7 protein-coding genes are annotated in these 12,049 nt (G+C 52.4%); all 7 read left to right on the top strand.

Annotation, left to right across the window (positions count from 1 at the left end; translation table 11 throughout):
* Positions 1–1,473: 1,473 nt before the first annotated feature.
* The 7 genes from aglF to GJ630_RS06540 all read left to right on the top strand — a co-directional run bounded on the left by aglF (position 1,474) and on the right by GJ630_RS06540 (position 12,020).
* The gene (aglF, locus tag GJ630_RS06570) at positions 1,474–2,202 is read left to right on the top strand and encodes a UTP--glucose-1-phosphate uridylyltransferase AglF (protein ID WP_064289048.1); all 729 of its coding nucleotides are present in this window, start codon (positions 1,474–1,476) and stop codon (positions 2,200–2,202) included.
* A gap of 645 nt (positions 2,203–2,847) precedes the next feature.
* Positions 2,848–3,654: a glycosyltransferase family 2 protein gene (locus GJ630_RS06565; RefSeq protein WP_014031314.1), complete on the top strand. Its 807-nt coding sequence runs from the start codon at positions 2,848–2,850 to the stop codon at positions 3,652–3,654.
* 796 nt (positions 3,655–4,450) lie between these two features.
* On the top strand, positions 4,451–5,587 hold the full coding sequence (locus tag GJ630_RS06560; protein WP_050038394.1) for a Gfo/Idh/MocA family protein: 1,137 nt from the start codon (positions 4,451–4,453) through the stop codon (positions 5,585–5,587).
* Positions 5,588–5,825: 238 nt separating this feature from the next.
* A complete protein-coding gene (locus GJ630_RS06555) occupies positions 5,826–7,331 on the top strand; it encodes a lipopolysaccharide biosynthesis protein (RefSeq protein WP_014031317.1) in 1,506 nt (501 codons plus the stop codon).
* 58 nt (positions 7,332–7,389) lie between these two features.
* Positions 7,390–7,890 (top strand): hypothetical protein, encoded by a 501-nt coding sequence (locus GJ630_RS06550; RefSeq protein WP_050038463.1) that lies wholly within the window; start codon positions 7,390–7,392, stop codon positions 7,888–7,890.
* Between the two features lie 1,211 nt (positions 7,891–9,101).
* Positions 9,102–10,748: a carbohydrate-binding domain-containing protein gene (locus tag GJ630_RS06545; RefSeq protein ID WP_191449582.1), complete on the top strand. Its 1,647-nt coding sequence runs from the start codon at positions 9,102–9,104 to the stop codon at positions 10,746–10,748.
* A gap of 12 nt (positions 10,749–10,760) precedes the next feature.
* Entirely contained in the window at positions 10,761–12,020 is a 1,260-nt protein-coding gene (locus GJ630_RS06540) for a hypothetical protein (RefSeq protein ID WP_014031320.1), read from the top strand.
* Positions 12,021–12,049: the final 29 nt, after the last annotated feature.

The raw sequence follows: 12,049 nt of genomic DNA, 5'->3' as shown, positions 1-12,049 counted from the left end.
TGCCAGTTGTAGATATCCGGGGTATACTAGTGTTGATCTTTAGGAATTTTGTTGTAAAACCCCTCCGGGTATTGCGACTATCAGAAGTACTCACCCAGATATCGGCTATAGGAGTGTTTATCGGGGATTCTGAATGCAATCATAACATCCGTTACTCGGTCACAAGTTCTGGTATGCAGTTTCGCTGTGTCTGCTGGGCATCAATGACTTCTGATGACCTAAGTTTAAGTTATGGACGTCTGGAGTGTATCCATAATTAGTTAGGAGAATCGGCGAAGCCTTAGCAAAGGATTAGAATCCACGTCATAGCTAAAAAATCAAGACCGGAGTGAGCCGGAAAGGACGGTGTGACCGAAGCCGTTCCGGCTCACTATCAAAGTGGAGAGAGCGATCCGAGTCGACAGCGACTATACAGGGCACGAGCGTCCCTGAGGGGGGTGGTAAGGATTGGGCCGGTGTTGTGGGTGTCGGGTAACTGCCCTCTCCACCAGTATCTTATGTGCAGGGGTGTATTGTTATAGTCGTGTTATTCCGCCATAGCGGAGCTTACCACTCCAAAGGTATGTGGAGCAGCTGTAGCTGAGCCTTTTACTCAAGTGTTGAGTGCGGGTTGAAGTACGTGGTGGCGTCATTTGAGAGGCATTTTCGGTTTAGAGCTTCAAGCGTAACGATCACACCTATAAGAGAGTAAGGAGTAACATAGATAAATTGAGTTTCATATACAGGAGAGATACTGATACGGGGACACTCAAAAATCTCCGAATGAACTTGATCCGATAGTAAATTCGAAGGCTGTACCCAGTTCATCTGTTCCTCCGCGCTATGCCACAAAACAGTGATATGTCCCAGTGTAGTTCATCGAATGTCGGAGTAATTTTATCCTACCATTGGAGATTAGTCTGTTTTCACCGTATTATTGGGGGGAGACGGTAGGATGAATTGGTAAGTAAATGGACTATAAATGATGCGTAGATGCTGGGTATAAGGACGCAATCTTTAATATAGTAATTACACCTTTCCGAGATATGCTCGATGTAAGTGCAGTAGAGAGACAATTTAAAGATTGTCTTAATCTAAGAGTAGGGCTATGGGGCCAGGGTCAGAGTGCGCGGTTTACACACAAGCGATTGAATTTGTCAAGACCGGGAAATTTGAATGGAGTGGCGGCTGAATGATGTCCTCAGAGGAGTGGGAAGACGTACCGACAGATCCAGACTGGGAATCGGACCTTGGCTACGAGATGGAAGAACTAACCGTTGTCAAATCTTCGACTGATTCACAGTTGATATTTTTGCCAGAGCATGAGTCACAACTCGGTGAAGAAGAGTTCATCGTTATCCACTCGGATTCGCTGCGAGATCTACGCCGATAGCTGAACAACGTTACCAGCGGAAAGAATGGTGGTTTACCCACCGATGACAGGGCCGATTAGTAGCAGCATTACAATGTGGTATCTGGGAAAGCGTGTGAGTGATGAAAGCAGTAGTTCTCGCGGCCGGGAAGGGCACACGACTTCAGCCGCTGACTGATGACCTCCCGAAAGCGTTAGTTGAGGTAGACGAAAAACCGCTTCTGACCCACTGTCTTGACGAGCTCGTTTCACTTGATGCAGACGAGTTTGTTATCGTCGTCGGATACCGAAAAGAGCAGATTATCGACTATTACGGAAACTCGTATAACGGCGTCCCGATAACGTACGTCCATCAGGAGGAACCTGCTGGGCTAGCACACGCCTTGTTACAGGCCGAACCGGAAATCGAGGACGATTTTATGTTGATGCTGGGAGACAATGTGTTTCGAGGAAACCTCGACACAGTCGTACAACGACAACGAGAACAGCGTGTCGACTGCGCATTTCTGGTAGAGGAGGTTCCGGAAGACGAAGCGTCTAGATATGGCGTTTGCGTGACGAATAAATATGGTGAAATAACCGATGTAGTCGAGAAGCCGGACGACCCTCCGTCAAACCTAGTCATGACCGGCTTTTACACGTTTTCGCCAGCAATATTCCAAGCATGTAGTCAGGTTCAGCCCTCTGACCGTGGCGAATACGAACTTAGCGATGCCATTGATTTACTGATGGACAGCGGAAGAACGATCGACGCTGTTCGTCTCAACGGGTGGCGTGTCGACGTTGGGTATCCTGAAGACAAGGAGACTGCAGAACAGCGCCTTTCAGAAGAAGCGGCTACACTAACCTGACATCGAAGGTTCACTCAAAAGACCGGTCCACTAGGATCACGACGATGTGACACTGGGAGTTCCTATCAATTAGCTATATTATGTACCGTGAGTTGATCGCGGATCCCAACGCCAGTTACATCATTGGCTTCGAAATACTGTCTATTTCATTGCCAGTTTTCTATGGCAGATATTGTGCGCCGGCAGTTACCACACGGTGGCTGCCGCTGTAAGTAGATCCAAACCACCTACCAATAGTACGCGCTAGTAGTAGCATAACAAAACAGGAAGAGCATGTATTGATTGGCTATGTGCGCTGGATGGGTTCGACAGTTCGTGGGAGTCTTCATCATCTGGCTCTCGGCGACGTTGGGGGGGATGATATTTATCGGCCGTTGGAACCCGTTGTTGTATTACCTGCTCAGCTACGCAGGCTTTCTGTTTGCGGTCGAACTCAGTAACCCAGACGGTGTCCGCCCAAAAAATCACAAACGACTACGCTGGGTTTCCCTGGGTGGGTTTGTGGTGTTCATCTATGGAGTTGTATCGTGGGTACAGGCAGTCATTGCAACCATGCCAGGGTAGGACAGGTGAATGCGTTGCCTACTAATGACAGGATGCCTATACTAATGTCTTGAAGGGGAGTTCTACTTCGTAGAAGAATTAATGGTATCGGTCAGCGTTGTTATCGCGACATTGAAGCCGCGGGATGAGATTGAAGCAATACAGTGCCTCAAAGAGCACGCGTTCGACGACTTTGAGGTTATCGTGTGTGATGAGAGCCCTGTGACTAGAGCCCGAAATGAGGGGATCAAACAAGCCTCAACCGACAAGATCGTATTTCTGGATGATGATTCCCGACCTCGCCCAGAATATCTTCAAAAAGCGGATGAACTCCTCGAAACAGAGGCGGCATACGCCGGTCGAACCATCCACCCAGTCGATGATGTGTTTGCTCGCCATTTCACCACCCATTACGACTGGGGGGACGATCCTTGCTATGTCAACCACTTCTGGGGCTGTAACATGGGCGTTCACAGGGACGTGTTCAAGGCGGTCGGTGGGTGGGACGAACAGATGGGGTGGGGTCACGAGGAAAAGGAACTCGCCAGGCGAGTTAGAGCCGAGTTTGATATTCGGTACGATCCCGAACTCATCGTTGACCATCCGTACGCGTCGTCTATTACTGAATACTGGAAGAAACAGTATAAGCTCGAAACAAAGAGTCCGTACTACTGGTCAAAATGTAACGTCTCGCGAGCAGATCAACTCAAGAATATTTTCTGTGAGGCACTTGACCCGCTGAATTATGTCAGAATAACGCCGGTAGCTACCGTTATAGAAGCGGGCAGTACTGTTGCAAAGACAGCTGGACGTATTCGAGGATTCCTCAACCACACCCACTACGAAGAGGACAGAGGCGAAGTACCTAATATTGACCGACCCTCGGAATCCGCGGGACCGTCAGACTAACTGTCTCTGGGTCTCTTCGGTGTTCTGAATTTAGGCAAACTAGCAGCTGCTGGCCCAACTCTTTCCTCAGAGAGAGTCGTGATATATGCCGTACTAGTTACTCGCCGAACCCCTGTTCACCATACCCATCTTCGCCGTACCCACGATACAATATCTCCCGCTTCAAAAGCACTGCAACTCCGAACGAGAGTCCAGTCGCAACAAGGGATAGAATGGTCCGTCGGGTCGCCTGCTCCGACTCCACGGTCCTAGTCTCTTCATCTGAAGACATCAGTACGGTGAGATAGTCCCCCTCGCGACCGTAGCTACGCTTTGTCGGCGACGAATGTGGTCCATCGTTATCAAGAATCCAACGACGGAGACCGTTTTAGTAAACAGGCCATACCGGCAGCCATGCTGCAGCGTATCCTATCATTGATCACATATGATTTGGACAGGGACCCGGCTACTATACAAATAGGGGCATCCCGGGATTAAACGCCAACTGGTTTAGCTGGCTTCATATATTCGATCAAGAAGCGACCGTGGTCAGTTCACGAGTGAACAAATGCTTAGCTGGTGGTCTGATTGTCCTGGTTGGAATCCGCCAAGATCGCAGTAGTTAAGAGTCATATAATACACTGTGCGTGTTCTAAAACTACACGAGATGGCTGCGTACACCCTCTCTGATAGAAGGAGCCCAGAGTTTCAGATATATTGTCACGGTAGCATTGGTAGACCAGCCAGTCAGTGTGGACTGTCTGAGTGAATCGGTACGAGGTTACTACTATTGAGGCTACTATCCCACCTTCCATCGATGACTTACACTGTCGCAGTCATTGGGACTGGTGCAGATCCGGACGACCCGGATACCGACGGGTTCGCAATGGCATATAGGCACGCAGGCGCGTACAGGCGGTTAGACTCGTGTGAACTTACCGCCTGTGCCGACGTCGTCCCTGAGAATGCGAGAAGTTTCGGAGAACAATGGAACCTCCCGGACAGAAACGTCTACACGGACACTGAGAAGATGCTCACTGCTGTCGAGCCCGACATTGTCAGTGTCTGCGTTCCGCCCCATATCCACGCACCTGTCGTGATGACGTGTGCTGAGAGTGGGGTAATGGACGCGATCCACTGTGAAAAGCCGATGGCAACGAGATGGGAGGACTGTCAGAAAATGGCATCGGCCTGTAAGCGGGCCGGAATCCAGCTTACGTTCAACCACCAACGACGGTTCGGAAAGCCGTTCCGGAAAGCCAAGTCGCTACTTGAAAACGGAAAAATAGGCTCGTTAGAGCGAATCGAACTCGGTGGAAAAAATCTATTTGATTACGGGTCGCACCTGTTTGACCTCTGTGGGTACTTCACTGACCAAGCGATGTCGAAATGGGTGATGGCTGGGATCGAATACAGCGAGGAAAACGTACAGTTTGGGGCCCACAACGAGAATCAGGCCATCGCGCAATGGCGGTATACGAACGGTGTCAACGGGCTCGCATCGACAGGGGACGGTGGCATTGTCGACTGTCATATGCGGCTGCTGGGCTCAGACGGAATGATAGAAATAGGTGGTGAGGTTCCGCTACGGGTCCGGACCGGGAAAAACTGGACAACGGTCGACACTGGGGGAGAGGACGTACACGGTCCCAACGAAACAATATTCGACGCTGCAAAACAGAAGATCAGCGCTCGTATACCGGGAGCCACTGTAGAAAACGCGAGACCTGAAACCTATATTGACCGTGCCATAGCGGACACCGTCGACGCACTGGACACGGGTCGTGAACCTGAACTTTCAGCTGACAACGCTCTGCAGGCAACGGAACTTATATTCGGGTGCTGGGAGTCCGCTCGGCGGTGCGGGCGAGTCGATTTCCCACTAGAAATCGACGACAACCCGCTGGAATCGATGGTCGAAAACGGGCAAGTACTCACTGCTGACAATCGATAAATTCCAGTACACCCCGAACAGTTGCACACTGAGACGGAGTGGCAAGATACGCCCTGATAATGCGGCTGCGTCACAGTTACCCCGCCCATAACAAACAGATGGTATCCGAAGTATGTAGCAACGGAGAGTCTATGCAGGCACAGCAATATCGAGTACTGAGTCGGAAGAACACACTGGTGTCCGTCAATCGGCCTAGTGTTGTGGCTCGTCACACACGCAACAGGGAGTTCGAACGACGATGCTAGATAAACTGAAACGGTTGATAAAGCGGCTGCTCCCGGCCAGTGATGACGTGATGGAGCAAACCGTAAAGAGTGGCGTGTGGGTCGGTGTGATGAACGTCACAGAACGGGGACTAGAACTGTTGTTGCTGGTCATCGTTGCCTCACTGTTGTCCCCGCGTGCAGTCGGGTTGATGGGGATAGCGCTGTTGACGCTCTCTTCACTCAAGAAGTTCTCCGAGTTGGGAATCAAGTCCGCTCTGATACAGGCCGAGGAGGACAACGTCGACGACGAGCTCAACACTGCTTGGACAATCGAGACAGCCAGAGGGACTGTAATTGCCGTTATTCTGTTCCTCGGGGCCCCGTTTATTGCGTCGTTGTTCAACGAACCTGCAGCGACCGATCTGTTTCGGGTCATCGCCCTCTCACCGTTTATTGTTGGGTTACGAAACCCTGCTGTCGTCTATTTCCAGAAGAGTCTAGATTTCCACAAAGAGTTCGTGTATAGGGTCAGCGGCGCGGTGGCATACTTCGTCGTCACCGTAGGCATAGCTCTGTATGACCCAACTGTCTATGCACTGGCAATCGGATACATCGCCGGCGACGCCGCCCGGTTCCTCGTCTCGTATCTGGCGGACGGGTACCGTCCGTGGCCTTCGTTCGATATCGATGTGGCGAAGAAGCGCTACAGTTTCGGAAAGTGGGTTACGGCCAATTCAATCCTGTATTTCCTGTACAGTAGAGGAGACGACGCGTTTGTCGGCTGGGCGCTCATGGCAAGTGCACTGGGATTTTACCAGCTCGCCTACCGGCTCTCGAACGCGCCGGCGACCGAAATCACACAGACAATCTCCAGTGTGACGTTCTCGGCGTATTCGAAAGTGCAGAACGACGTCGAGAAGCTGCGGTCCGGATACTTCCAGACGCTCAGAATGACCACATTGGCTTCGTTCCCAGCGGCAATGGGTATCGCGGCAGTCGCACCCGCGTTTGTCGAGGCGTTTTTTACCCCCGAGTGGCAGCCGATGATACCAGTGATGCAGTTGTTGGCTATCTACGGACTGTTGCGTTCGATGGGTGCGACGATGGGACCGGTCTGGAAAGCAGTCGGGCGACCGGACTATATTGCTAAACTCTCTGCTGTACGTGTGGCCCTCATTGCTGTATTCATCTATCCGGTCACGATGATGTATGGAATCGAAGGCACTGCAGCTCTCATTACGGGTATTTACATTTTCCCGATGATGCCGATTGACACCTATCTTATCGCCCGGACCATCAATGTGTCTCCAGTTCGAGTTTTCAGGGAGGTATCGTATCCCCTGGTGGCGAGTCTTGGGATGGCAGCCGCAGTGACCTACGTCTATCAGACGGTGACTCTCACTGGGCCGGTGTTGGAGTTTATCCTGTTGGTCCTCGTTGGTATTGGAGTCTATGTGGCCCTGGCCCTGGCGCTCATGTTTAGTTTCAATTGGGAAGTCAAGCAGAACCTCGAATCAATATTCGATGCGTTGGCGTGATCAAAATGAGACAGACAATCCAAATCAATCGATCCGGCGAAAAGAGGAGCACAGCGCGATGAAGCGACGAACAGTGCTTGCTGGCGTCGTCCCGTTCTTACAGGTCGGGCGGTGGTTAGATCAGCTGCTGCTCGTGAATCAAGGTGAGATAGTTCAAAAGCGGTTCGTCGGCATCGCCGAGGGGGAGACGACTGAGATCACCGTCACTGACGATGACGGGACAACTGTTTCATCCGAACACGAGGGACAGCTTGGGCAGTCACCAGCAGAGATATCACCTGAGGTTGCAACCTCCCTGCGGGAAAGGTACGACTCGATACGGTTCCACGTCACAGTAAACCACCACAACGACAGTCCCAAAGTGTTCGGTCGGACCGGGACGATAGAATATCAGACGTCTAGAACGCTCTACAGCGGGATTGCAGTGGGCGACCACATTTCGTTTCAGACATCTCTCCTGAACGCTAACAGCATCATTTCGCTGTCGTGCCTAGCAAACGAGAAGGAGTCCCTACAACGCCGGTGTCGAGTCGGAGTCGAGGACCCGACCGCGGAATGAGATAGACCGCTCCAAAGTAGAGCCTCATTCAGAAATATCGCGTAGAGCGTGGGACGCATGTTCCCAGAGAATATCGCCTTTGAATACACTGCTGCGTTAGATCCAGCAACAAGGTTTGTTTTCGAGTGAATTCATCGCAATCGAAAATCCCGGATACCCAAGTATTGCACGAAGTGGTTCACAAAAGTCAATCCGCATCATATTAACAGTCCAATAGTACGGCTGCTGAACCGAATATACTCCGAGAGGCTGTAATGGTTCACAGCTAAAGACGGGAGTGACAGCCATCTTGGACTCACTGCTGAGAATAGCATGTAAATCGGACAGGACTGATAGAGACCACGAAATTACTCGCAAACGGCTTGAACATCTTGCCACCACAAGAGAATTTGAGCGACGGGATCGTGGTCTCTGAAACAGGACTCGGTGACATAGGCCGATTGACTTTCAGATCGAGCGGATCTGCTGGTCACGAAGTGGAGTGATATCAGATGGTAGTACCTCCCTAACATTACAAAGATACCGTAATTCGACTATACTAAACGAGTATTAGTTTCTCAACTGCCATTTTCGATTATAATATTTGCTCTAAACGTGGTATGCAAGAAAGTATCGCATGGTCAGCAAGTTATGCAAACAAGACCCAACCGGTAACAACGAATAAAATAGTAAATAGGGATTACCGGAGTGTGACCAACGAAGAACAGAATCGCTCGCACGACAGTGGTGAGGTGTCGCGAGATAAAAGTAGTACGACGGGAACAACCGTCATAGACCGCCGCACGTGCATGAAATTAGTAGGTGTTGCCGCTGCGTCCTTGGCAGGATGTGCCGGTAAAGGTGATCCTACCGCGGGAGGATCGGCAGCAAAATTCGGATACGGTGGTGAGCCTGCAGTTACAACACAACTCAGCGCAGTCGATGTTTCGAAGGTGGCCGGAGACACCAGTATAGCAAGTTCGGTCAGCAGCCTCAGCATCGATTCTCCGCTCTCAACAACACTGTCTCCAAGCTCCTCTGATCTCTTTGCGTTCAGGCCCGACAGCGAAAATGTAGCGGTTAAATTCACGCCGGGGTCAGACACAGGTGCTGCTGCGGTCGGGCTGTTCAATCCCGACGGTGAATTACTCTCCCAAGCGTACGCGAGTTCAGATGTCCCGGTGTATCTGCCGGAATCTCTCTCAGCCGGAAGTACACACTACCTGCAAGTCATGGACGTCAGTCGGAGCGGTGGCGATTACTCACTCACCATTTCGACGGATAGTACGACGCAGTCTCAGTCACCGTACGAAGGGACAGTCAGGGCAATTCCCGGACGTATTCAGGCCCAGAACTTCGACATCGGTGGCGAAGGCGAGGCGTACCACGACACGTCTAGCGGAAATATCTACGGTTCCGCTAACCGAGATACTGACGTTGATATCCGACCAACAGAGGACGAGTCAGGAAAGTACAATATCGGCTACTTTCAGGCCGGAGAGTGGCTCGAATACACAACCGATGTCTCGCCGGGGACGTACGATATTAGAGTCCGAGTGGCGTCAGCACTCTCTGATGGGCGACTCGAACTGTCTCTTGGAGATCGTACCCTCACGACGGTCGCTGTCCCTAATACGGGCGACTGGACCTCGTGGGAGACAGTCACAGTAGAAGACATCGAAATCGAGTCCGAGCAGCAATCGACGCTTCGCGTCGAAGCACTGGATTCCGGTGTAGAATTCAATTGGCTCGAATTCGATAGAGTCGATGCGCAGAAACCGTACAATGGGACTCTAGCAACGATTCCCGGGCGCATCGAGGCACAAAACTACGACACGGGTGGCGAAGGAGTATCGTACTCCGATACGACCGCTGGGAACGAATACGACACCAGTTACCGTGACACCGATGTCGACATCCGGCAGACCCAAGACGACTCTGGGGAGTACAACATCGGTTACTTCGAAGACGGCGAATGGCTCGAATACTCGGCTGATGTTTCGCCAGGCCAGTATGATCTAAAAGTCCGTGTCGCCACGACACAGGACGACAGACAGCTCCGGTTCCACTTGGGCGACCGAGAACTTGGAACGGTAGACGTGCCGAACACCGGCGGCTGGACGACCTGGGAGACGGCAGTAGCTGAGGACGTGACCATCGATGCCGATGGACAGCAAGTGCTCCGGGTCGAAGCTATCGGGTCCGGCATCGATTTCAACTGGGCCGAGTTCGAGGTCGCCGGGAATCAGCCGTTCGACGGCGCCCCGACGCTTCCCGGCAGGATACAGTCACAAGCATTCGACCTGGGCGGCGAGGGCGTGTCGTATCACGACACTACTGCCGGCAGTGAGTACGATCTCGGTTATCGGGACTCCGACGTCGATATCCGGGAAACGCAGGACAATTCCGGGAAGTACAACGTTGGGTATTTCGAGGACGGCGAATGGCTCGAATACACCGCGGAGGTGCCGGCCGGAACATACGACATCGACGTTCGCGTCGCGACGACACGAGACAACAGGCAACTGCAGTTTAGCCTCGACGGCGAGCAACTCGGGACAGTGGATGTACCGAACACCGGCGGCTGGACGACTTGGGAAACGGCAACGCTTCCTGACGTAACGGTCCAGGATGGTGGCGAGCACGTCATTCAGGTGAAAGCAGTTGGCTCCGGCATTGATTTCAACTGGTTCGAATTCCGCGAAGCGGCCGAGACGGAAACATCGACTGAAACTGAGACGGCGACACAGACATCGACCGAAACGGAGACGCCGACAGAAACCGAGACAGCGACCGAAACTGAGATCATGACGGAGTCAAGCACTGACAACTTCGGCAGCGACGGCTACGGAATGGGTGGGTACGGGGGTACCCAGTAATACAACAGAACAATGGCAGAACGATACAACACACCCGCGGAGGGCACGCTCGATTGGCACGTACCACTTAACGAAAACTTCGAAAAGCTCGACAGCCACGTCGAGCTCCGGGACGCTGAGTCCAACATCAGCCAGTACGAACCGAAGACAGGGTCGAAGTTCCTAGCGACCGATACCGGCACGGTATACATTGGCGACGGCAGCAACTGGAACCGCGTCGGGAGCCTCAGTGCGTCCGACGACTCAGTTTCCGAGGCCGACGACGGTTCGCTCATCGCACCGCCGGGCGAAGTACAGTCCGTGATCGATCAAGCGTCCAAGTCACACACATGGGCACAGGGACCGAGCCGAACTGTAAAGCTCGTCTCCGGGGAGAACTACTTCCCGTCGGATACTATCAAACTGAAACGGAACATCCGACTCGAATGTAACGGCGCTCGGATCATTCCGGAAGGTGACTTCAACGTCATCGAGATGTACCGCGGGACGCAGCTCATCGACCCGTTCATTGACACCCGATCGGTCAATTGGAATTCGACGCAGGTCGTCGTCGGCGCACCGGACGCAGACAAAATCGAACTGGCGAACCGCGCAACCGTCGAAAATGCCTATCTCTGGGGAACCCCCGGAGAGGGCATCGGACTCCAGTTCTTGGGCGGCTCGAAACCCTGCTCGATGCAGGTCGCCAGCGGAACAATACACGGATTCGATATCGCGATCGACCTCTATGCCAGCGGTGACGATTACAGCGGACAGGGCGACTGGTCGAACGGGAACCAATTCTACGGCTCACTGGAAGCCTTCCGTGTTGGCGTCAACCAGCGCTCTGAGGGCGCCGAAGTCTCCGGGAACGTCTTCAAGTTGATGGTCCAGCCTGACAACGACGTGAGCGAATGGCTCTGGTACATGGAGGACGACCCCCGATCCGAAAGCGACCGAGACGACAATATGTACCGGAAGTCTGGGAACACCATGATGGTGTATCCGTGGGACAACAACAATTATATGGACAATAATCCCTTCGCTGAGAGTAGCGACCGTAAGCCGCCGGTGTGGTATATCGGCGAGGGAATAAACTACGGTAATTCACTCGTTGACCAGTCCGGAAAGCTCGGGAACCAGTATATCGTTAACAATTCGGATTACCCAGATCGGAACGGGATTTTCACCTATCATGGTGGCGAAGTCACCGGCACCAGGCAGTTCTCACACCCGCCTGCGTACCAGCGGAATAGCGAAAGTCGTATGTGGCACGAAGACTCAAAGAACTAAGATCTGAGCGGTCCTTAGGCGATAATAGC

The organism is Haloarcula sp. CBA1122, from assembly GCF_009741785.1.
GTDB classification, from domain to species: Archaea; Halobacteriota; Halobacteria; order Halobacteriales; family Haloarculaceae; genus Haloarcula; species Haloarcula hispanica.
The sequence above is the reverse complement of the archived record's forward strand: the minus strand, read 5'-3'. Positions and strand labels throughout refer to the sequence as shown.

Coding starts and splice junctions, on each gene's coding strand:
- aglF (WP_064289048.1), top strand. CDS start 1,474: ATGAAAGCAGTAGTTCTCGCGGCCGGGAAGGGCACACGACTTCAGCCG.
- GJ630_RS06565 (WP_014031314.1), top strand. CDS start 2,848: ATGGTATCGGTCAGCGTTGTTATCGCGACATTGAAGCCGCGGGATGAG.
- GJ630_RS06560 (WP_050038394.1), top strand. CDS start 4,451: ATGACTTACACTGTCGCAGTCATTGGGACTGGTGCAGATCCGGACGAC.
- GJ630_RS06555 (WP_014031317.1), top strand. CDS start 5,826: ATGCTAGATAAACTGAAACGGTTGATAAAGCGGCTGCTCCCGGCCAGT.
- GJ630_RS06550 (WP_050038463.1), top strand. CDS start 7,390: ATGAAGCGACGAACAGTGCTTGCTGGCGTCGTCCCGTTCTTACAGGTC.
- GJ630_RS06545 (WP_191449582.1), top strand. CDS start 9,102: ATGGACGTCAGTCGGAGCGGTGGCGATTACTCACTCACCATTTCGACG.
- GJ630_RS06540 (WP_014031320.1), top strand. CDS start 10,761: ATGGCAGAACGATACAACACACCCGCGGAGGGCACGCTCGATTGGCAC.